Source organism: Corallococcus sicarius (genome assembly GCF_003611735.1).
In the GTDB taxonomy this organism is placed as follows: Bacteria; Myxococcota; Myxococcia; order Myxococcales; family Myxococcaceae; genus Corallococcus; species Corallococcus sicarius.
Genome location: NZ_RAWG01000023.1, coordinates 14,057 through 33,713, shown reverse-complemented (window position 1 = coordinate 33,713; position 19,657 = coordinate 14,057). Strand labels below are relative to the sequence as shown.

The 19,657-nt window shown below is 69.8% G+C and carries 22 protein-coding genes; 12 read left to right on the top strand and 10 right to left on the bottom strand.

The window, feature by feature from the left end; all coding sequences use genetic code 11:
* Positions 1-94: 94 nt before the first annotated feature.
* Positions 95-262 (top strand): hypothetical protein, encoded by a 168-nt coding sequence (locus D7X12_RS42815; RefSeq protein ID WP_158619968.1) that lies wholly within the window; start codon positions 95-97, stop codon positions 260-262.
* On the opposite strand, the gene D7X12_RS05600 is transcribed toward D7X12_RS42815, so the two are convergent.
* A complete protein-coding gene (locus D7X12_RS05600; RefSeq protein WP_120624220.1) occupies positions 259-945 on the bottom strand; it encodes an NAD(P)H-binding protein in 687 nt (228 codons plus the stop codon). The two genes, D7X12_RS42815 and D7X12_RS05600, sit on opposite strands and share 4 nt — an antisense overlap.
* Before the next feature lie 153 nt (positions 946-1,098).
* On the opposite strand from D7X12_RS05600, the gene D7X12_RS05595 reads away from it, so the two are divergent.
* The 6 genes from D7X12_RS05595 to D7X12_RS05570 all read left to right on the top strand — a co-directional run bounded on the left by D7X12_RS05595 (position 1,099) and on the right by D7X12_RS05570 (position 6,557).
* The gene (locus tag D7X12_RS05595; RefSeq protein WP_244224366.1) at positions 1,099-2,004 is read left to right on the top strand and encodes an alpha/beta fold hydrolase; all 906 of its coding nucleotides are present in this window, start codon (positions 1,099-1,101) and stop codon (positions 2,002-2,004) included.
* 150 nt (positions 2,005-2,154) lie between these two features.
* Entirely contained in the window at positions 2,155-2,955 is an 801-nt protein-coding gene (locus D7X12_RS05590) for an NADPH-dependent F420 reductase (protein ID WP_244224365.1), read from the top strand.
* Between the two features lie 18 nt (positions 2,956-2,973).
* Positions 2,974-3,162: a hypothetical protein gene (locus D7X12_RS43670; protein ID WP_208718834.1), complete on the top strand. Its 189-nt coding sequence runs from the start codon at positions 2,974-2,976 to the stop codon at positions 3,160-3,162.
* 17 nt (positions 3,163-3,179) lie between these two features.
* Positions 3,180-4,169: an aldo/keto reductase gene (locus tag D7X12_RS05580; protein WP_120624217.1), complete on the top strand. Its 990-nt coding sequence runs from the start codon at positions 3,180-3,182 to the stop codon at positions 4,167-4,169.
* Between the two features lie 403 nt (positions 4,170-4,572).
* Complete coding sequence (locus tag D7X12_RS05575; RefSeq protein ID WP_244224364.1) at positions 4,573-5,691, top strand: hypothetical protein; 1,119 nt, start codon at positions 4,573-4,575, stop codon at positions 5,689-5,691.
* Between the two features lie 92 nt (positions 5,692-5,783).
* Positions 5,784-6,557 carry a hypothetical protein gene (locus tag D7X12_RS05570; RefSeq protein WP_120624215.1) on the top strand — a complete coding sequence of 258 codons (774 nt, stop codon included), beginning with the start codon at positions 5,784-5,786 and terminating at the stop codon, positions 6,555-6,557.
* Between the two features lie 7 nt (positions 6,558-6,564).
* Here D7X12_RS05570 and D7X12_RS05565 read toward each other — a convergent pair whose 3' ends face one another.
* Positions 6,565-7,296: an SIR2 family NAD-dependent protein deacylase gene (locus D7X12_RS05565; protein ID WP_120624214.1), complete on the bottom strand. Its 732-nt coding sequence runs from the start codon at positions 7,294-7,296 to the stop codon at positions 6,565-6,567.
* Positions 7,297-7,367: 71 nt separating this feature from the next.
* On the opposite strand from D7X12_RS05565, the gene D7X12_RS05560 reads away from it, so the two are divergent.
* A complete protein-coding gene (locus D7X12_RS05560; RefSeq protein ID WP_120624213.1) occupies positions 7,368-7,862 on the top strand; it encodes a free L-methionine (R)-S-oxide reductase MsrC in 495 nt (164 codons plus the stop codon).
* Between the two features lie 17 nt (positions 7,863-7,879).
* Here D7X12_RS05560 and D7X12_RS05555 read toward each other — a convergent pair whose 3' ends face one another.
* Positions 7,880-8,797 carry a pseudouridine-5'-phosphate glycosidase gene (locus tag D7X12_RS05555; RefSeq protein ID WP_120624212.1) on the bottom strand — a complete coding sequence of 306 codons (918 nt, stop codon included), beginning with the start codon at positions 8,795-8,797 and terminating at the stop codon, positions 7,880-7,882.
* 100 nt (positions 8,798-8,897) lie between these two features.
* Between D7X12_RS05555 and D7X12_RS05550 the strand changes: the two genes are divergently transcribed.
* The gene (locus D7X12_RS05550) at positions 8,898-9,824 is read left to right on the top strand and encodes a DMT family transporter (RefSeq protein ID WP_120624211.1); all 927 of its coding nucleotides are present in this window, start codon (positions 8,898-8,900) and stop codon (positions 9,822-9,824) included.
* A gap of 36 nt (positions 9,825-9,860) precedes the next feature.
* Here the strand turns inward: D7X12_RS05550 and D7X12_RS05545 are convergent, their stop codons facing one another.
* The 3 genes from D7X12_RS05545 to D7X12_RS05535 are packed head-to-tail and all read right to left on the bottom strand — an operon-like array spanning position 9,861 to position 13,435.
* Positions 9,861-11,597 carry an FHA domain-containing protein gene (locus tag D7X12_RS05545; protein WP_120624210.1) on the bottom strand — a complete coding sequence of 579 codons (1,737 nt, stop codon included), beginning with the start codon at positions 11,595-11,597 and terminating at the stop codon, positions 9,861-9,863.
* 51 nt (positions 11,598-11,648) lie between these two features.
* Entirely contained in the window at positions 11,649-12,824 is a 1,176-nt protein-coding gene (locus D7X12_RS05540; RefSeq protein WP_120624209.1) for a DUF2314 domain-containing protein, read from the bottom strand.
* Entirely contained in the window at positions 12,821-13,435 is a 615-nt protein-coding gene (locus tag D7X12_RS05535; protein ID WP_120624208.1) for a deoxynucleoside kinase, read from the bottom strand. Before D7X12_RS05535 ends, D7X12_RS05540 begins: the two co-directional genes overlap by 4 nt.
* Before the next feature lie 214 nt (positions 13,436-13,649).
* Between D7X12_RS05535 and D7X12_RS05530 the strand changes: the two genes are divergently transcribed.
* The 3 genes from D7X12_RS05530 to D7X12_RS05520 all read left to right on the top strand — a co-directional run bounded on the left by D7X12_RS05530 (position 13,650) and on the right by D7X12_RS05520 (position 16,537).
* Entirely contained in the window at positions 13,650-14,459 is an 810-nt protein-coding gene (locus D7X12_RS05530) for a lysophospholipid acyltransferase family protein (protein ID WP_120624232.1), read from the top strand.
* A gap of 20 nt (positions 14,460-14,479) precedes the next feature.
* Positions 14,480-15,844, top strand: a complete 1,365-nt coding sequence (locus D7X12_RS05525) for a tetratricopeptide repeat protein (protein ID WP_120624207.1) — start codon at positions 14,480-14,482, stop codon at positions 15,842-15,844.
* A gap of 132 nt (positions 15,845-15,976) precedes the next feature.
* Positions 15,977-16,537, top strand: a complete 561-nt coding sequence (locus tag D7X12_RS05520; protein ID WP_244224363.1) for a hypothetical protein — start codon at positions 15,977-15,979, stop codon at positions 16,535-16,537.
* A 112-nt stretch (positions 16,538-16,649) separates the two neighbouring features.
* Here D7X12_RS05520 and rplQ read toward each other — a convergent pair whose 3' ends face one another.
* The 4 genes from rplQ to rpsK form a co-directional block, all read right to left on the bottom strand.
* A complete protein-coding gene (gene rplQ, locus D7X12_RS05515; RefSeq protein ID WP_120543265.1) occupies positions 16,650-17,066 on the bottom strand; it encodes a 50S ribosomal protein L17 in 417 nt (138 codons plus the stop codon).
* Between the two features lie 193 nt (positions 17,067-17,259).
* Positions 17,260-18,282: a DNA-directed RNA polymerase subunit alpha gene (locus D7X12_RS05510; protein ID WP_120612981.1), complete on the bottom strand. Its 1,023-nt coding sequence runs from the start codon at positions 18,280-18,282 to the stop codon at positions 17,260-17,262.
* A 203-nt stretch (positions 18,283-18,485) separates the two neighbouring features.
* Positions 18,486-19,112, bottom strand: a complete 627-nt coding sequence (gene rpsD, locus D7X12_RS05505; RefSeq protein ID WP_120624205.1) for a 30S ribosomal protein S4 — start codon at positions 19,110-19,112, stop codon at positions 18,486-18,488.
* A 66-nt stretch (positions 19,113-19,178) separates the two neighbouring features.
* On the bottom strand, positions 19,179-19,619 hold the full coding sequence (rpsK, locus tag D7X12_RS05500) for a 30S ribosomal protein S11 (protein ID WP_120532353.1): 441 nt from the start codon (positions 19,617-19,619) through the stop codon (positions 19,179-19,181).
* Between the last annotated feature and the right edge of the window lie 38 nt (positions 19,620-19,657).

Sequence of the window (19,657 nt, the reverse complement as noted above, 5' to 3'; positions counted from 1 at the left end):
GCGCAGGGACGGTGGCAAGCCTTTACACATGGGCGCGGGGCGGGAGCAGGCCCCACCTTGGCGGAAGGCAACATCACCACCTCAGGAGGCCGCCATGGAGCATGAGCCCAAGCCCTCACCCCCTCCGCGCAAACGCCACGGGGACGTTCTGGACGACACGCTCCGCAAGAGCAACCTGACCGGAGAGGAGGACACCACGTCCCCCAAGCGCGAGGGACAGCCGCAGGAAGGCACGGAGGCGCCGCGGGAGCCGGCGTCCTAGGCTCCGCGCGGTAGCGGTTCTTGCGCGAGGCTGTTGATGTCCGGGTTCTCGAGCAGGCGCTTCGGGGCACCGTGGCGGGCGACCTGGAGCATCGCGCGTCCGACCCGCCGCGTGTCCGTGATCAGCTTTGGAAAGAGCGCCTTCAGCACGGGGGTGAGCGGCGCCATCACCGCATAGCCCACCCGGTATGCCCTCGTCTGGGACTTGATGCCATCCAGCGGTTGGATGATGCCCGGGCGAAACATGTAGCTGTCCTTGAAGGGCAGCTTCATCAGCGCGTTCTCCGTCTTCCCCTTCACGCGCGCCCACATGCTGCGGCCCTGTTCGGTGCTGTCGGTGCCCGTTCCCGACACGTAGAGGAACGTCATGCCCGGGTTGCGCTTCACCAGCGTCTTCGCCGCCGCGAGCGTGAAGTCATACGTCACGCGGTGATAGTCCTCCTCCTTCAGGCCCGCCGCGGAGACGCCCAGGCAGAAGAAGCATGCGTCGTAGCCCGTGAGTTCCTCCTCCACGGAGGAGAAGTCCATGAAGTCCTGATGCACGAGTTCGCGGAGCTTCGCGTGTTGCTGGCCCGTCGCCTTGCGCCCCACGGTGAGGACGCGCTCCACCTCCGGGTCCAGCAGGCACTCGCGCAGGACGCCCTGCCCCACCATCCCGGTCGCGCCAAAGAGAATGACTTTCATGCCGTGGGTCCTTCCATGGAACTGGCGGGAGCATGCCCCAGGGAGCGGGGTGCCGGCTGGACAAGGTCCGCGAAGCGCAGTACCGGTGCCCTTCCCGCCCCGGGTGAACGCATGTTCGTGGCTCTTGGAGTCCTTGCTGGTGTCGCCGTCGCCGTGCCCGCCCTGCGAGCGTGGTTGATGAACCGCGTGGGCACGCCCTGTCCGGGCGAGTCCTTCGACGGACACATCTATCGAATCGGCAAGTCGGTCATCGCCGAGCGGCGCTGCGAGCAGCCCCGCGCCACGGTCATTGGCATGCACGGCTTCGTGGCCGACATGCGCTACTTCACGCACCACTACCGCGACCCCGACCTCCAGCTCATCCTCGTGACGAGCTGCGACTACCACCTGCCCATCACCGACCCGCGCGAACAACCGGCGCCCTGGGCCCGGGAGCCGGCGGAGCCGGACGGCACCATCGCCCACGATGCCGCCGTGCTGGTGCAGGCCCTGGAGCACCTGCCGAGGACGGACCTCGTGCGCGTCCACGGACATTCGCGTGGAGGCGCCGTGGTCCTGGAGGCCGCGAAGCAGCGGCCGGACCTGTTCCAGAAGGTGGAGGTGGTGCTGGAAGCGCCCGTGCTTCCGCAGGCCCGCCCGTACAAGAGCCTCACGAGCGTGCAGCTGTGGCTGCTGCCGTTCCTCATCCCCTTGTGGCGCCTCGCGCCCATCGCCCGCCACAACCGGGGGGCCTGGGGGCCGCTGGAGGATTCGCGCAAGCGCGAGCTCATCATGGCCTTCCCGACCAATCCCAAGCGGGTGGCGACGATGGTGGCCAACCTGCTGGACATCACCGCGTGGAGCCAGAAGCACGATGCATCGCTGTTCCGCAACGTGCGACGCGGCACGGTGCTCGTCCCAGGGAAGGACCGCGTGCTGGAGTCGTCCTCCATGAGGGAGAGCGCCTTGCGCGCGAAGCCGGAGTTCGACGTGGTGGAGCTGGACGGATGCAGCCACTTCGTCCTGTGGGACCGTCCTGACGCCATGCCCATGCTTGCCCGCCCCACCGGCAACGGCTGAGCTTCGGCACCCCTTCGATTGTAAAGCACCGCTTAAAAGCCCATGGGCCTTGCTCCGCATAGTCATGCGCGGGGCAGGGCCCTATTTCTATGGGCGAACGGGGCGAGCAGCGGGCTGGGCCGCCAGGTCGAATGAAAAGGATGAATCCGCATGCGCAAGCACCCGCAGCGTTCCAGTAGCCTGAACCGTCGCCAGCTCCTTGTCGCGGGACTGGGATTGGCCGCGGTCGCCGCCAGCTCAAGCGCCACGGGCGCACCTCCAGCGCAGCCGGCCGACCCGGCGGGCAAGACTCCGGAGCGGGGACGGGGCGCGCAAGCCATGCGGCTCGGTGTCATCGGCGCGGGCTGGCTGGGCGCCACCGTCGGACGGCTCTGGGTGAAGGCCGGGCACGAAGTCCTGTTCTCCTCCCGCCATCCCGAGGAGCTCGTCTCGATGACCCGCGAGCTCGGTCCGCGCGCTTCGGCGGGCACGCCGCGGCAGGCGGCCGAGTTCGGCACGGTCCTGTTGTTCGCCGTTCCGTATGAGGCCTTGCCCCAGCTCGGGCGGGACCTGAAGCAGGCGCTGCGCGGCAAGGTCGTGCTCGATGCCTGCAATGCGCCTTCGGGAAACGACCACGCGCTGTCCCGTGAGGCGCAGGCCGAGGGCGTCGCCAGGACGTCCGCGAAGTACCTGCCGGGCACGAAGCTGGTGCGCGCCTTCAGCGCCGTCGATGCCACCGCCATCGAAGCCTCCGCCAAACGGCAGAGCGGCAAGCTGGGGGTTCCCGTCGCCGGAGACGACGCCCAGGCGGTCCAGGTCGCGCTGCGACTGGTGCGCGATGCCGGCTGCGAGCCGGTGATGGTGGGAGGACTGGCGGCAGCCAGCAGCTTCCAGCGAGGGGGCCCGGGCTTCCGGGCCAACACGACGGCGCCAGAACTGCGCCGCCTGCTCGGCCTTCCCCAGGGCCCATAGCGAAGAGGAGTGCTGTACATGCGCAATGTCTTGATTCTTGGAGCAGGCGGGCAGATTGCTCGTGTTGCGATGGACCTGTTCCTGAAGACAACCGATGCCCGGCTGACGCTCTATCTGCGCAACCCTCGCATTGTAAAGCTGGCGGTGTCTCCGGACTGGGAAGCCCGTCGCAGCCTGGGCGTGAACCAACCCATGCGTCGGTCCTGACGCGAAAAGGAAAGACAATGCAAAAACGCAAGTTGGGAAAGAGCGGGCTGGAGGTTTCAGCCATCGGCCTTGGCTGCATGGGATTGAGCTATGGCTACGGCCCTGCCACGGAGACGCAAGAGGCCGTGCAGCTGATCCGGTCGGCCTTCGAGCGCGGCGTCACCTTCTTCGACACCGCCGAGGCCTACGGCCCCTACAAGAACGAAGAGCTGCTGGGCGAAGCCCTGGCCCCCTTCCGGGACCAGGTGGTGATCGCCACCAAGTTCGGCTTCGAGTTCGACGCGAGTGGCGGGCAAAGCGGCTTGAACAGCCGGCCCGAGCACATCCAGCAGGTCGCGGACGCAGCGCTCCAGCGGCTCAAGACGGACCGGATCGATCTCTTCTATCAACACCGCGTCGACCCGAACGTGCCCATCGAGGAGGTCGCGGGCGCGGTGAAGGAGCTGATCCAGGCGGGCAAGGTGAAGCACTTCGGCTTGTCCGAAGCAGGCGTGGAGACGATCCGGCGCGCTCATGCGGTCCAGCCCGTCACCGCCCTCCAGAGCGAATACTCCCTGTGGTGGCGAGCCCCCGAGCAGGACGTCCTACCGACCCTGGAGGAACTTGGGATCGGCTTCGTGCCCTTCTCTCCCCTGGGCAAGGGCTTCCTCACGGGAGGGATCAGCGAGAGCACGACGTTCGACAGCAAGGACTTCCGCAACATCGTCCCGCGCTTCACGGCGGAGGCCCGGAAGGCGAACCAGACCCTGGTGGATCTCCTCGGCGAACTCGCGGCCCGGAAACAGGTGACACGGGCCCAGCTCGCCATCGGGTGGCTGCTGGCCCAGAAGCCGTGGATCGTTCCCATCCCAGGGACCACCAAACTGCACCGCCTGCAGGAGAACATCGGAGCGGCCGCCGTGGAGCTGACGCCCGAGGACCTCCGCGACATCGAGGGCGCCCTCTCCCACATCACGGTGCAAGGCGAGCGGTATCCCCCACACCTTCAGGCCAGGGTCGGTCGCTGAGCCGTCGGCCCGGGACTTGCGAAGGAGCCTCCGTGAAATGGGGGCATGGATGGGGATACGTGCAGGAGTGGTGGGGGCAGGATTCGCGGTCATTGCTTTGCTGTCAGGGGGTTGCAACGACGAGCCCCGGACAATCGACCCGGACGGGGAGCCGATCCCGGTGGGGGACGAGGGAAATGAAGTTCCCACCCTCCCCCCTCCGGATTCCTCTGCCGATGCCGGAACGCTCCCACCCGACGAAGATGGTGGAACGACGCCCGATGCGGGCGGAACACCCGACGCGGGCCCGACGCCCGACGCGGGCGAGCCGCAGAACGCAGGGCCCTGGCCCGTGGATCCGGTGCTCGACTACACGCGCACGTTTGGCGTTGGCACTCCGCAGAGCGTTGGCATTGATGAAGGGTTGAACGTCTGGCTCCTGGATGGCTACCGCATTGGCGTGCTGCGCCCCGGCGACAAGGCGCCCACGTGGACCTCCGGTGTCGGGCAGGCGCGCCAGCCGTTCAGCCCGGACTCGCTCGCGACCGACTCGACGGTCATCTGCGGCGGTGAGGCCGGGCGCGCGTACGTGGGGTATCGCGCCAACGAGATGAAGCGTGCGCCGGGCATCGAGCAGCGCTCGTACATCCCCGGCCCCGGCGAGGCGTACTACACGCCCGAGCGCTACGCCGAATACCAGAAGGGAGACCTCGACGCGGTCCGCCTCCAGCCCGACGGGAAGGTCGCGCTCGAGGAGCACCTCTGGCGCACCGTCAAATCATCGAACGAGGGCAAGCAGCTTGGCATCCACAACACCAATGACTTCCACTACGAGGAGGACCGCTCCGTCCTGAACTGCGCTCGCGTGACGCGCGGCCGCGACCGCGGCGACCTCTACATCACGACCAACCACGGTGTGACGCGCATCCAGGGGCTCGTCTACAACAGCCACCGTCACCCGGGCTGGTATCTCTACGAGAACGGCTCGGAGTGGGGCTCGCTGCAATGCCCATACATGCACGGGCTGGGCATCGCACCGAACGGAGACGTCCTCGTCGCGAACGAGCAGATGCTCGGAGTGCTGGTGCCCAGCGACAAGCTGGAGGACTGGGACCGCGAGTTCACCTGGGAGGGGCCCACGCCCTGGAAGTTCAAGAGCTTCAACGAGGCGCTCAATGGGCAGGCCACGGATGACTACTGGCGCGCCTTCGAGCAGGTGACCGCGGGTCGCTACTACCTGGGGAGCGCGGAGTACGGCGTCTGGGCGATGACGCCCAAGTCACGCTCGGCGGGGAACTGGCAGAAGCTCGCGGGGCTGCCCACCAATCGCATCCTCTCGCTCAAGGCGACGGACGACGGCGCGCTCTACATCGGCACGAATGGCGCGGGCCTCTGGCGGCTGGAGCCGGACGGGACGACGCTGGCGCCCGTGCGTCAGGTGGCCGGGCAACGCGTCCTACAGCTCGTCTACGAGCCCACGGTGACGCCCCGCATGCTGCTCGTCCTCACGGATCAGGGGCTGACCACCCTCCGGGGGCCGTAGGCACAACCCTCCACGGGCGCTTCTGGCTGGGAACAGCCGGGGGCGCCCGTGCTTTGTTTCGCGGGGCCGCGCAGGGCTTTAGAGTCCTCGCGATGCCCCTGCTCCCTCGCCTCCAGCTCTTCGAATTCCTCGACCAGTCGTGGCTGCCCGAGCTGTTGCGCCGTGGCGAGGTCGACTACCTGCGTGTCGTGCTCGACCGCGTGCGCCCCTACGACGGCGTGGCGAAGCTCCTGGCGGAGCTGCTCCGCACGTCGGGCACGAACCGCGTCGTCGACCTCTGCTCCGGCGCGGGAGGCCCGTGGCGCACGCTGCTTCCGGTGCTCCAGTCCGTGCACAGCGGGGCGGAGGTGGTGCTCACCGACCTGCATCCCACCCCGGGCCTGGAGCTGCCTCCCGGCGCGCAATACAGGGACACCCCGGTCGACGCCACGCGACTCCCGGAGGAGCTGACGGGGGTGCGGACCCTCTTCGAGGGGCTGCACCACTTCCCTCCGGAGAAGGCCCGCGCCCTGCTCGCGGACGCCGTCGACAAAGGCGTCCCGTTCGCCGCCTTCGAGCTCACCCAGCGCTCGCTGCCGTACCTCCTCATCCAGCTCCTGCTCGTCGTGCCCCTGGTGTGGGGCTTCACCCTGCTCATCCGCCCGGTGCGCTGGTGGCGCCTGGTCCTCACCTACCTGGTGCCCATCATCCCGCTGCTCGTGCTCTGGGATGGCGTGGTGTCCTCGCTGCGGACCTATGCGCCCGCGGACCTGGAGAAGCTGACCGCGGGGCTGGACGCCAACGGGTACCACTGGAACAGCGGGGTGCATCGCGCGCAGGGGATGGTCATCACCTACCTCATCGGGCAGCCCGGCCGTTCGGAGTGAGGCAGGGTCAGGAGAGCGCCGCGAGCGAGGGCAGCACCTCGCCGCTGCGCCCCTGGACGAAGTGGTGGAAGCGCTCCGTGTTGGCGGCGGACTCGAAGTTGACGAGCCACGTGTCACCGCGCACGGCGCGCACCTGATCCACCAGGCCCGCCGCCGGCCACACCGCGCCGGACGTGCCCGCGGCCAGGAAGACGAGCCGGGTGCCGTCCCTGCGCGAGATGAAGTCGCCGATGCGCTCCAGGTCCTCGGAGGCGAGCGACTCCCCGAACCAGACGATGTCGGGTCGCAGCCGGCCGTTGCACTGGTCGCACCGGGGCACCGTGCCCGACGGGTGGACGGAGGTGTCGTTGAAGGGCGCACGCCGGCAGTCCGCGCACTTCGTCCGGAAGAGGTGGCCGTGCATGGCCACCACGCGCTGGCTGCCCGCGCGCTCGTGCAGGCCGTCCACGTTCTGGGTGGCCAGGAGGAAGCGGTCGCCCAGGTGCTGCTCCCACCGCACCAGCGCGTCATGGCCCGGGTTGGGCTTCACGTCGGCGGCACCGCCCCGGCGCTGTGAGTAGAAGCGCCACACGAGCGCGGGGTCCGCGTCGAAGCCCTCGGGGGAGGCCACGGCCTCCACGGGGTGGTTCTCCCACAGGCCGTTCATGCCCCGGAAGGTGGGCACCCCGCTCTCCGCGGAGACTCCGGCACCGGTGAGCACGAGCAGACGGGTTCGCGAATCCAGGACGAGCGGTTCCACACGGCCTCCTGTGCCTGCGGGCACGAGGGTTGTTAGAAGAGGGCGGCAAATCCCTCCCGAGGACCCCCATCATGGCGGAAGTCACCCTGGACCTGCGCGGTCAGCCGAAGACCGAGGCCTATGCCGAACTGAAGACGCATGCCGTCGCCATCCTCGAGGGCGTGGACGACGACATCTGCGCCATGGCGACGATGAGCTGCCTGCTGCACCACGCCTTCGGCCACCTGTGGACGGGCTTCTACCGGGTGGTGACGCCCGGAAAGCTGCTGCGCGTGGGCCCCTACCAGGGGACGCTCGGGTGCCTGGAGATCACCTTCGGCAAGGGCGTGTGCGGCACGTCCGCGGCGAAGGGGGAGACGGTGGTGGTGGCGGACGTGCACGCCTTCCCGGGCCACATCACCTGCGACGGGCGCTCCGCGTCGGAGATCGTCGTGCCGGTGTTCGGCCGCAACCGCGAGCTGCTCGCCGTGCTCGACATCGACTCCGAGCACAAGAACACCTTCGACGACGTGGACCGCGCGGCGCTGGAGGACCTGGTGTCCTGGTTCCAGCACCGCGAGTCCTGAAGCAGCGGCCCGGAGGCTCAGCGCTTCGCGAGGCGTGCGTAGGCCACGGCCAGCGCCCCCGCGAAGCGCGCGTTGTTCACGAGCAGCGCCAGGTTCGTCTTGAGGCTCTTGCCCCCGGTGCGCTTCGCCATCTCCCCCAGGAGGAACGGCGTCACCGCCTTGCCGCGCACGCCCTGCCGGTCCGCGTCCGCGAGCGCCGAGGCGATGTGCAGCTCCACGTCGTTGCGTGCCAGCGCGGCCTCCTCCGGCGGAGGCACGGTGTAGAGCACGCCGCCCTGGCCCAGCAGCTCGAAGCGGGCATGGGCGATGCGCGCGGCGGCCTCCGGATCATCCGCGCGGTGTTCCAGCGTGAGGCCGGACTCGCGGCTGTAGAACGACGGCAGCTCGTTCGTGCCCACGCCGATGACGGGCACACCCGCGGTCTCCAGGAGTTCCATCGTCTTGGGCAGGTCCAACACGGACTTGGCCCCCGCGCACACCACGGCGACCGGGTAGCGCGACAGCGCGGCGATGTCCTGGGAGATGTCCCAGTGCTCGGCCGCGCCACGGTGCACGCCACCGATGCCGCCGGTGGAGAAGACGCGGATGCCGGCCGCGGCGGCCAGCTCGCAGGTGGCGCTGACGGTGGTGCCGCCGCTGGCGCGGGTGGCCACCGCCACGGCCAGGTCGCGCGAGCCCAGCTTGAGCAGCTTCTCGCGGCCCTCGGCCAGCCTGCGCATGGCGGCGTCCTCCAGGCCCACCCACACCTCGCCATCCACCACGGCGATGGGCGCGGGCACGGCGCCAGCGCGGCGCACGGCCTCTTCGCACGCGCGAGCGGCGGCAAGGTTGTCGGGGTAAGGCAGGCCCTGCGCGACGACGCTCGTCTCCAGCGCCACCAGCGGCTGCCCGGAGTCCTTCGCGCGTCGCACCTCGTCCGAATAGCGGAAGTCCATGGGCGGGCATTTACGACACGGGCGGGCCGGCCGGACAAGCACGGGCGTGGGGAAACGTCGACGTTGCGTCCGGAACAGTGACGCCCTATGCCCCGCCGCCGTGAGCACCTCGTCGCCCGCCGTCGCAGCGCCTGCCCGCCTCCTCTCCACGTCCGACCTGGCGATGATCGCCGTCGTGGTCATCTGGGGCACGAACTACACCCTCGTGAAGGACGCGCTGGAAGGCATGCCGCCCCGGGCCTTCATGGCGTTGCGCTTCGGGCTCGCGGCGCTCGCGATGGGGCTGGTGCTGGGGGCGGTGGAGGGCTGGAAGCCGATGCCGTGGAAGGTGTTCCTGCGGCTCACTGGCCTGGGCTTCGTGGGCAACACGCTCTACCAGCTGTGCTTCATTGAAGGCCTCGCGCGGACGACGGCGGCCAACAGTGGGATGCTCACGGCGGTGAGCCCGGTGGTGACGGCGGCCCTGGGCGCGGCGCTCGGCATCGAACGCCTGCGCCGTCCGGTCATCGCCGGCCTGTCGCTGGCGGTGGTGGGGATGCTGCTGGTGGTGGGCGCGAGAGGCCCGAACCTGGGCGCGGAGACCTGGGTGGGGGACGCGCTGATCGTCGGCAGCTGCGTGTGCTGGTCCATCTACACGGTGGGGACGCGCGCCGTGAGCGCGGATGTGTCCGCGCTGCGCGTCACGGCCATCACCATGCTCACGGGTGCGCCGGGAGTGGTGCTGGCCGGCGCCTCTCAGGTTGTCTCGATGGACGCGTCACGCGTGAGCACCGCGGGGTGGATTGCCCTCGTGTACTCGGCGCTGGGGCCGCTGGTGCTCGCCTACTTCGTCTGGTTCCGCAGCGTGCAGCGGGTGGGCACCAACCGCACGACGCTCTACGGCACCGGCATCCCCGTGGTCGCGGCGCTCACCGCCTGGGCCGTGCGAGGCGAGCGTCCCACCCTGCTCCAGACGCTCGGCGCGGCGCTCATCCTCACGGGCGTGCTGCTCAGCCGTCGCAAGGAAGCAGCGGTCGTGAAGGCCTGAGCCGTCCGCGGACTCCGTCCCGGGCGACCGGTGCGCTCAGCCGCGAGTCCCCCGCTCCAGCGTCAGCCCGTACTCCTCCATCTTCCGGTCGAGCGTGGGCCGGCTGATGCCCAGCTGCTCCGCCGCGCGGACCTTCTTCCACCCGGACTCGCGCAGCGCCTCCGCGATGGCATCGCGCTCCAGCCGGGCCACCTGCTCCTGCAGCGTGCGCGGCGCCTGCCCGACCGCGCCTTCACGGACCTCGGGGGGAAGCTGCGGGATGCCCACGTGGCCCGCCGCGTACACGCGCCCCAGCCGCTCCGCCACCAGCTCCAGCTCGCGCACATTCTGGGGCCACGGGTACTCCGCCAGCAGCCGGCGTGCCTCCGGTCCAAGGACGGGCGCCTCCCGTCCGCCCTGCCGTGCCGCGCGAAGCGCGAAGTACTCGAGCAGCACCGGCACATCGCCCCGTCGCTCGCGCAGGGGTGGAACCTCCAGCTCGAAGCCCGTGAGCCCGCGCGCCAGCGCCGCGTCGAACTCACCGCGCGAAGCGAGCCGGGACACCGGAGCGGAGCTGGTCGCAACCACCCGCACGTCCACGGGCTCCTCGCCGCCCTGTCGCGCCGGTGCCGCACGCCGGGCGAGCATCCGCGCCAGCCGCTCCGCCGCCGGACGGGGCAGCGCCTCCACGTGGCGCAGCAGCAGGGTCCCCGCATCCGCGCGCAGCACCGCGGACGTCACCGGAGGCTGTCCTGCCGCCCCGGCCCGGCCGAAGAGCGCCACCTCCACCGCCTCCAGCGGCTGACGGCACTCCACCGTCACCCACGGCCCCAGCGCCCGCGGCGAGCGCCCATGGAGGAAGCGCCCCAACAGCGCCTTGCCAGTGCCCGGCTCCCCGTGCAGCACGACGGGAGCGGCGCTGCCCGCGGCCCGCCGAGCCTCTTCCACCAGCCCGCGAAACGCCCGCGACGTCCCCAGCGGAGTGACCCACGGCATCTCCGCGGCCTCCGCCTCACCGCGCGAGCGCACCGCCGTGTACGCCTCGCCCCCCAGTCGCCCCAGCGACGCGAGCAACTGCCCCTCGCCCTCGGTGAAGGGGGACTCCTCACGCTCCACGTACAGCACGCCAAAGGGCATGCCGCCCGAGGCCACCAGCGGCGCGCACAGCGCCGTGTCCGCGCGTCCCAGCTCCTTGCGCTCCAGCGCGGCCTGCACCAGCGCGCGAGGCACCTCCACGGACGCGGCCCCCGACACCGCCGCGGTGCGCAGCCCCTCGGGTCCGCTCAGCAGCGCCGCGGTGCGATCCGCGTTGAGCGCGTGCGCGGTCTCCTCCGCCAGCCGCCGCAGCACCATCGCCTCGCTGGTGGCACCCAAGAGCGCCGTCCCCGCCGAGTACATCGCCGCGGCCGCGCCCACGTGCGGCAGCACCTCCTCGATGGGCACATGCCCCGTCTCCGGCGCCGGCGTGCCGGAGGGCTCATCGACGATGGACACCGGCGGCGGCTCGAACACCGCGATGGTGGCGCCCACGCGCATCCGGTCGCCCGGCCGCAGCACCGCCTCCTCCTGGAGGGCCAGCCGCTGCCCGTTGAGGAGCGTGCCATTGGTGGAGCCCAGGTCCCGCAGCCGCACCTGTCCCGCGAGCGTGTCCAGGAAGAGCTGCGCGTGGCGGCGCGACACCTGGTCGTCTTCCAACGGGATGTCGCACGACGGGCTGCGCCCGAGGGTCAGTTGGGTGACGACCTCGTACCGGCGCCCCGCGGAGGGGCCCGTGAGCAGCAGGAGTGCCGGCATGCGGTGCGGGAGCCTAGCAGCGCCCGGCGGGGCGCCAGCAAGGACCGGAGCCTACATGGGGCGTTCAGCGGTGAGCAGGGCCCGCAGCTCGGGCTCGTTGAGCGGACGGCCCTCCCGCGCGATGGCCAGGGCGTTGATCTGCTTCTCCTCCACCTCGACGTGAGCGCCCTTGCGCCACTCGGTGGTGTGCACCGCGCCATCCACCAGCCGGCCCACCACGGAGCCCTCGTCGCGGGTCACGACCTCCAGCCACAGATTCTCCACCACCACCTCGCCCTCCGGGTGCGTCTCGAAGGGGGCGCGCACCAGGAATGTCAGGGGCTCCATCAGCCCCTTGCGCTGGAAGCGCGCCAGGAACGCGGGCAGCAGCGCCTGCGCCTCCTCGTGCATGGCCTTCGTCTGCTCCGCCGGCTCCTTGGTGAAGCGCTCCCGGTAGGTCGCCAGCAGCTCCGCGGTGTTGTGCCGGCCCAGGGGCGACACCACGGTGAGGAACAGCCCCTCATGGCCCTCGAAGGCGTCCAGCGGCACGCCCAGCAGGTTGGCCCGGGCCTCCTCGGACGGCACCATCGTGAAGCTCTGGCCCTCGCTGGTGGACACCTCCGAGCGCAGCGCCGGCCCCTGCGCGAACGCCAGGTCCGTGCACAGCTCGTGGAGGAAGCTCTCCGCAGCCAGCAGGTCGCCCTCGCCCAGGTGGAAGATCTCCACGTCGCGCGCGCCGAACTTCTCCATCCCGTGCGAGTGCACCCACAGGGGCGTGTCGCCTTCCGCCAGCTCGATGGCGTGCAGGTGCACGTGGTCGCGGATGTCGAAGTCCAGCTCGGTGATCTCCACCACGTCCTCGGGCTCGTGCAGCTTGAACGCCGTCACGTCCACGAGCACGCCGGGCACCTGCTCCATCAGCGTGCGCACCGTCCACAGCGCCTCGAAGACGGGCAGCGTGGGCTGCGCGCCCCCGGGCTCCAGCAGGAACGCGTAGCAGGCCTGGGCATTCTCCACGCGCGCGAAGGCCTCCGGGCTGCCACTGAACAGCTCCGGAGTGACGCGCGGGCGGCCCTCGTTCTCCGGCTTGAGCACCACGCGCACCTCCGAACCGTCCGCGCGCACGGTGAAGCCCTGCCCGTCCTCGTGCGGCACGAACTCCACCTCGTCGGTGGCGAACGCGGCGCGCAGCGCCTCCAGGGGCGGCGGTCCGGACCGCTCGGTGGCCAGGACGTAGACCTCCTTCACAGGTGCTTCTCGATCTGTCGGAAGAGGTCCACGCGGTCCACCAGGTCGGTGAGGTAGTCCAGCTTGTCCGTCCCCAGCACCAGCACCGGCGACAGCGAGTAGCCCTCGAACCACTCCTCGTACAGCGCGTTGAGGCGCTTGAGGTACGCGGTCGGGATGTCCTTCTCCATGGTCCGCCCCCGCAGGCGGATGCGCTCACGCAGCGTGGCCACCGGGCAGCGCAGGTAGATCATCAGGTCCGGCGGCGTGAGCGCCTGGGAGATGGTCTGGTACAGCTCCCAGTACGTCCCCCAGTCCCGCTTGTCGATGAGCCGCTGTCGGTGGAGGTTCTTGGCGAAGATTTCCGCGTCCTCGTACAGCGTCCGGTCCTGCAGCACCGTGCCTGACGTGCGCTCCAGTTCCCGGTGCAGGCGGAACTTGTGCGTCAGGAAGAAGAGCTGGGAGCGGAACGCCCACGTCTTCATGTCCTTGTAGAAGTCCGCGAGATAGGGGTTCTGGTCATTGGGCTCGAAGGACGGCGTGAGGCCGTACTTCCGGCACAGGAAGGACGTGAGCTCCGTCTTTCCGGCCCCGATGTTGCCCGCGATGGCGATGAACTTTTTCCTGGCCACGCCACCCTTGCTTGTAACCCCTGCGAGCGACACACACCAGAAACAATGGTGCCCTGGCCCGGGTCGGGATAAAATGCGTGCCCCCGCCCCGTCCCGCACGTCCAGGTGCCCGCGCCGCGTCCTGACAGTGTCGCCCGGCTGCCCGTCTGGTGAGCGGTACCCCCGGTTCCGCCTCATCTCACGAGGCCGCCGGTAGGAGGAAACCCGACGCATGCTGCGCAAGCTCTGGTGCATCTTGGTGGCCACGGTCTGGTCGGCCGTCAGCTTCTTCATCTCCATCACGGCCATGATCGTGACGTTCAACCCGGCACGCTCGGTGTGGGTGGCCCGGAAGATCTGGTCCCCCGTCCTCCTCTGGGCCGGCGGTGCGCGACTGGAGGTCATCGGAGGGGAGAACGTGGACCCCAAGCGCGCCACCATCTACGTGGCCAACCACCAGTCCACGCTCGACATCCCGGCCCACTTCATCTCCGTGCCAGCGGACTTCCGCTACGTGGCCAAGAGCCAGCTGCGCTTCGTGCCCTTCATCGGCTGGTACCTCTGGCTGGCGGGCCACATCTTCGTCAACCGCAGCGACCGGGCCTCCGCCATCAGCTCCCTGGAGCGCGCCGCGAAGAAGGTCCGCGAGGGCACCAGCATCTTCCTGTACCCGGAGGGCACCCGCTCCGAGGACGGCCGCGTGCTGCCCTTCAAGAAGGGCCCGTTCGCGCTCGCGCTCAAGGCCCGCGTGCCCATCTGCCCCGTCACCATCGAGGGCACCAGCACGGTGATGCCCAAGAACTCGTGGAACATCACCCCCGGGCCGGTGCGCGTGAAGATTGGCCGCCCCATCGACACCACGGCCTTCGCGGAGAACGACCGCGAGGGCCTGGCCCGCGCCGTGCGCGCGCAGATCATCGCCGACAACCTCTCCCTGGGAGGCAAGGGCGGTGACACCGACGACGCCATCGCCCCCCAGGGCCAGGAGGGCGTCGGACAGAAGCGCCTCCCGACGCCTCCGCCCCCCTCCAAGAAAGCCTCCTGAGCGAGCCCTCCGTGCCCCTGATGCCCACGAACCGCCTCCGCTGGACCCGCGTCACCCTGTTGGGCCTGGGCCTTCTCGCCACCGGCTGCGGCCACGGCAAGGCGGCGGGGCCCGCGCTCACGCCCCAGGCCCAGGCGCGCGCCTACCTGGACGAGAACCAGCCGGAGAAGGCGGTGACGCTGCTGCGGGAGCTGCACGCGCGCACCCCGGACGACGTGGACGTGGCGAGGGCCCTCACCGAGGCCCAGGTGAAGGCGGGCCACGCGGACGCCTGGGCGGAGGAGCTGCGCCAGGCCATCGCCCGGAACGAGCGCGCCATGGACCAGTACATGCTGGGCCTGACGCTCTTCTCCCGGGCGAAGGACGCGGGCCAGCCCACGGTGGCCGCCTTCGAGCGCGCCATCGCCCTGTCCCCCACCACCGCCGAGTTCCACTACCGCCTGGGCGTCGCGCGCCTGGAGTCGGAGCAGTACGCCGCCGCGCTGGGCCCGCTGCGCAAGGCCGTGGAGCTGGCCCCGGAGCGCGCGGGCTGGAAGCTGCCCCTGGCCAAGGCCCTGGCCCGCACCGGCGACACCGCGGGCGCCGTGGAGGCCCTGGGCACCGTCGTGCGCGGCAAGCCCACGCCCGGGGAGGTCGCCACCGCGCGGGCGCTGATGAACCAGATCGCGGACCCCTTCCAGGGCTTCCCCAAGGCGGCGGAGGCGAAGCTCGAGGAGGGCATGCGCTTCCTGCACGAGCAGGACGCGCCCCAGCACGCCCTCATCGCCTTCGAGGAGATCCTCCACGACTACCCGGACCTGGCCGTGGTGCACGCCCTCCTGGGGCTCGCCTACCAGCGCCTGGACGACGCCGGCCGCGCGGTGGACGAGTTCAAGCAGGCCATCGAGCGCGCCCCGCAGGACGGCAAGAACCAGCTCTACCTGGGGGAGCTGTACCTGTCGCGCCAGCGTCCAGACGCGGCCCGCGCCGCCTTCGAGAAGGCCGTGGTGCTCAACCCCCTGCTGGAGCTCGCGTGGTTCCGCCTGGGCGACCTGCGCCTGGAGCAGCGCGACATGGCCGCGGCGAAGGACGCCTTCCAGGTCGCGGTGACGCTGCAACCGGACTCGGTGCCCGCGCGCGGCAAGCTGGCGCTCGTGTACCAGCTGGAAGGCGACTACCCGGCCGCCCAGCGGGAGCTGAAGTACGTGGCGGAGAAGAACCCGGAGAACACCGAGTTCGCCCTGCGCTTGGGCCTGCTCTACACCGACGAGTCGCAGAAGGCGCGCACCCCGCAGGAGCGCCAGAAGGCCACGGCCGAGGCGGAGCACTGGCTGGGCAAGGTGCTGGAGACCCAGCCCGACAACGCGGTGGCGAGCCGCGCCCTGCAGCTGCTGAAGGGCCAGTAGCCACCGGCGCACCGCGCCCTCTACACTCCGCTTCCGATGAGCGACGCGCGCAAACCTTCTCCCCCCACCACGCAGCCGCCACGGCCGACGTCCTCTGCCGCCCCTCCACCCCGGGCGGCCACGAGCCCCGGCATGCGTGCCGTGAGCGCCGCGCGCACGGAGCCCCTGGAGAAGCAGAAGGTGGAAGGCCCGCTGGGCAAGCGCGTCGCCTCGGAGGCTTCCAACGTCGTCCTCAACACCTTCTCCGTCCTCAAGGAGCAGTTGGCGGGCTTCCGTCAGAGCGACCGCTTCTTCAAGTACAAGGCAGGCATCGTCGCGGGCTGGGTGGTGCTGTCCATCGCCAGCTTCGCCATCGCGTGTCCGGGCCGCTCCCTGGAGACGGGGGACATGGACGCGCGCCTGGTCCTCAGTGACAAGCTGGACCGGCCCTCGGTGACCATCTGGAACGAGAGCCAGGACGTCTGGCGCGACGTCACCATCATCGTGAACGACCAGTACCGGGCCGCGGTGGCGGAGGTGCAGCCCGGCAACTTCGTCACCATCACCCCCAAGCAGCTCCTGGGCGCCAGTGGCGTCACCGCGCCGGCGGACCTGCGCTTCCAGTCGCTGAAGATGCGCAGCCCGGACGACAACGCCGACCTCACCCAGGACCTCCAGGTGGAGTGGGAGCGCCTCCGCGCGCCGAAGCAGTAACCCGGCGTTGTGGCGCGGGCCCCCAGGCCCTGGAAACACAAAGGGCGCCCTCCCAAGCCGGGAAGGCGCCCTAAGTGCTGATACGGCCCGAGGTGAGTCGGACCGGGGGCGGCTAGCCCTCGGACTTCGTCTCGGCGGGCGCTTCCGTCTCAGCGGCGGCCGGGGCCTTCGCGGGACGGTCCACCAGCTCGATGAGGGCCATCTCCGCGGCATCGCCCCGGCGGAAGCCCAGGCGGATGATGCGGGTATAGCCACCCGGACGGGAGGCGTAACGCTCCTTGTACTCGCTGAACACCTTCTGGAGGACCACGCGGTCCTTCACGGTGCGCGCCGCGAGGCGAACGTTGGACAGGCCCCCGCGCTTGGCGAGGGTGATGATGCGCTCCGCCAGCGGCCGGACTTCCTTGGCCTTGGGAACGGTGGTGCGGATGGCCCCGTGCTCCAGCAGCGAGGTGACCATGTTGTTGAGCATCGCGAGCCGGTGGCTCGTGGTGCGGTGCAGCTTCCTTTGTCCGACCTTGTGGCGCATGCGCGTGCTCCGGGGCCTCGATGAGAACCCCACCACTCCGGCCGTGTCAGGTACCGGGTGGGAATGACGGCCCCGACACCGGGGGCCGCCGTTGAATCGGGCCCTGTGTACCAGGGCCCCCTGTCCCGCGCCACCGTGACGCCGTGTCGGTGGGATGCGGGACAGGTGCTGCGACGACGGGAAGCGACTGCGACTAGGCCTTGGGCGCCGCGGGAGCCGGCGCGTTCTTCGGCGGCCAGTTCTCCAGCTTCATGCCCAGCGACAGACCCATCTCCGCGAGGATCTCCTTGATTTCCTTCAAGGACTTGCGGCCGAAGTTCTTCGTCTTGAGCATCTCCGCCTCGGTGCGCTGGACCAGGTCACCGATGGACTTGATGTTCGCCTGCTGCAGGCAGTTGGCCGAGCGCACGGACAGCTCCAGCTCATCCACCGAGCGGAACAGGTTCTCGTTGAGCTTGGCCTCTTCCTTCGGCGCCTCGGCGACGACCGGCTCCTCGGTCTCGTCGAAGTTCACGAACACCGTGAGCTGCTCCTTGATGATCTTCGCCGCGTACGCCACCGCGTCCTGCGGCACCACGGAGCCGTCCGTCCAGACCTCGAGCGACAGCTTGTCGAAGTCCGTGACCTGACCGACGCGCGCGTTGGTGACTTGGTAGTTCACCTTGCGGATGGGCGAGAAGAGCGAGTCGATGGGGATGGTCCCGATGGGCGCACCCGGCACCTTGTTGGTGGACGCGGCGACGTAGCCACGGCCCCGGCGGCACGACAGCTCCATGCGCACCTTGCCACCCTCGGACACGGTGCAGATGTGGTGACCCGGGTTGAGGATCTCCACGTCGGCGTCCGCGATGAGGTCGCCCGCCTTGACCTCCTTCGGGCCCTCCACCTCGATGCGCAGCGTCTTCGGCTCGTTCGTGTGCATCCGGAGGAGGACCTCCTTCAGGTTCAACACGACGTCCGTGACGTCCTCGGCCACCTCGGGGATGGTCGTGAACTCGTGGTCCACGCCCTCAATCTTCACGGACGTGATGGCCGCGCCCTGCAGCGACGACAGCAGCACCCGCCGCAGCGAGTTGCCCAGCGTCGTCCCGAAACCGCGCTCCAGCGGCTCCGCCACGAACTTCCCGTACGTGGTGCTGAGCGAGTCCTGATCCACTTCCATGCGGCGCGGTTTGATGAGGTCGCGCCAGTTCTTCGCAACGAACGTGTCAGCCATGTGTACGGCTCCTCGGGTCGTGCGCCATCACCAACATCCCCGCCGGAGTGACGGGAGGACGGGCACGCGGGGGACTGCGTAACGGCGTCGGCCGGCGCGCGCAGGACGCGCATTCCGGACGACCAAAGCAATGACGCCCCGGCCTCATCGGCCAGGGCGTCCACTGCGGGAGGGGCCCGTTGAACCGGACCCGGCACCCAGGACTACTTCGAGTACAACTCGACGATCAGCTGCTCCTGGATCGGCATGGTCAGGTCCTCGCGGTTCGGGACCGTCTTCACCGTGCCCTTGAACGCCTTCTTGTCCAGGTCGATCCACTGGGGAATGCCACGGCGGTCCACGGTCTCCAGCGCCTCGGAGATGCGCAGCACCTTGCGGCTCTTCTCCAGCACTTCCACGGCGCTGCCCGGCTTCACGGAGAACGACGGGATGTTCACCCGGCGACCGTTGACCTGGAAGTGACCGTGACGCACCAGCTGGCGCGCCTCGTTGCGCGTGTCCGCGAAGCCCATGCGGAACACCACGTTGTCCAGGCGGAGCTCCAGCTGCTGCAGCAGGTTCTCACCCGTCTTGCCCTTGGCCGCGGACGCGCGGTGGTAGTACCCGCGGAACTGGTTCTCGAGCAGGCCGTACATGCGCTTGACCTTCTGCTTCTCGCGCAGCTGCACGCCGTAGCCGGAGAACTTCACGCGGCCCTGGCCGTGCTGACCGGGGGGATAGGGGCGGCGCTCGATGGCGCACTTGTCCGTGTAGCAACGGTCGCCCTTGAGGTACATCTTCAGGTTCTCACGCCGGCAGATACGGCAGGCGCTCGCGGTGTAACGGGCCACGGAAATTCTCCTTGCAGATGGTCTGGAGCCGGCTCGCGAGGACGCGAGCCTGGCCCGAAGCGGTGATTAGACGCGACGACGCTTGGGCTGACGGCAGCCGTTGTGCGGAATGGGCGTCACGTCGCGGATGAGGCTGATCTTCAGGCCGGCGGCGGCCAGCGCGCGCAGCGCCGACTCGCGGCCCGCGCCCGGGCCCTTCACGAACACCGTCACGGTCTTGAGGCCGTGCTCCATCGCCTTCGCCGCGGCGTCGCCAGCGGCCACCTGCGCCGCGAACGGCGTGGACTTGCGGCTGCCCTTGAAGCCGCGCGCCCCGGCCGACGACCAGGAGATCACGTTCCCGGACACGTCCGTGATCGTGATGATGGTGTTGTTGAACGTGGACTGGATGTGGACCACGCCGTTGAGGATGTTCTTCTTGCCCTTGCGCTTGTTCTTCTTCGCCGCAGGGGCCTCGCCGCCCTCGGCACCGGCCGGCGCGGCGGCGGTATTGATCTCGTCAGCCATGTGAATCGCTGCTCCTGGGAGTAGGTGATCAACGCCCG

What these genes read in the sequence shown, in the direction of transcription:
- D7X12_RS42815 (WP_158619968.1), top strand. Translation starts at nt 95, where the DNA reads ATGGAGCATGAGCCCAAGCCCTCACCCCCTCCGCGCAAACGCCACGGG.
- D7X12_RS05600 (WP_120624220.1), bottom strand. Translation starts at nt 945, where the DNA reads ATGAAAGTCATTCTCTTTGGCGCGACCGGGATGGTGGGGCAGGGCGTC.
- D7X12_RS05590 (WP_244224365.1), top strand. Translation starts at nt 2,155, where the DNA reads ATGCGCAAGCACCCGCAGCGTTCCAGTAGCCTGAACCGTCGCCAGCTC.
- D7X12_RS43670 (WP_208718834.1), top strand. Translation starts at nt 2,974, where the DNA reads ATGCGCAATGTCTTGATTCTTGGAGCAGGCGGGCAGATTGCTCGTGTT.
- D7X12_RS05580 (WP_120624217.1), top strand. Translation starts at nt 3,180, where the DNA reads ATGCAAAAACGCAAGTTGGGAAAGAGCGGGCTGGAGGTTTCAGCCATC.
- D7X12_RS05570 (WP_120624215.1), top strand. Translation starts at nt 5,784, where the DNA reads ATGCCCCTGCTCCCTCGCCTCCAGCTCTTCGAATTCCTCGACCAGTCG.
- D7X12_RS05560 (WP_120624213.1), top strand. Translation starts at nt 7,368, where the DNA reads ATGGCGGAAGTCACCCTGGACCTGCGCGGTCAGCCGAAGACCGAGGCC.
- D7X12_RS05555 (WP_120624212.1), bottom strand. Translation starts at nt 8,797, where the DNA reads ATGGACTTCCGCTATTCGGACGAGGTGCGACGCGCGAAGGACTCCGGG.
- D7X12_RS05545 (WP_120624210.1), bottom strand. Translation starts at nt 11,597, where the DNA reads ATGCCGGCACTCCTGCTGCTCACGGGCCCCTCCGCGGGGCGCCGGTAC.
- D7X12_RS05525 (WP_120624207.1), top strand. Translation starts at nt 14,480, where the DNA reads ATGCCCACGAACCGCCTCCGCTGGACCCGCGTCACCCTGTTGGGCCTG.
- D7X12_RS05520 (WP_244224363.1), top strand. Translation starts at nt 15,977, where the DNA reads ATGCGTGCCGTGAGCGCCGCGCGCACGGAGCCCCTGGAGAAGCAGAAG.
- rplQ (WP_120543265.1), bottom strand. Translation starts at nt 17,066, where the DNA reads ATGCGCCACAAGGTCGGACAAAGGAAGCTGCACCGCACCACGAGCCAC.
- D7X12_RS05510 (WP_120612981.1), bottom strand. Translation starts at nt 18,282, where the DNA reads ATGGCTGACACGTTCGTTGCGAAGAACTGGCGCGACCTCATCAAACCG.
- rpsK (WP_120532353.1), bottom strand. Translation starts at nt 19,619, where the DNA reads ATGGCTGACGAGATCAATACCGCCGCCGCGCCGGCCGGTGCCGAGGGC.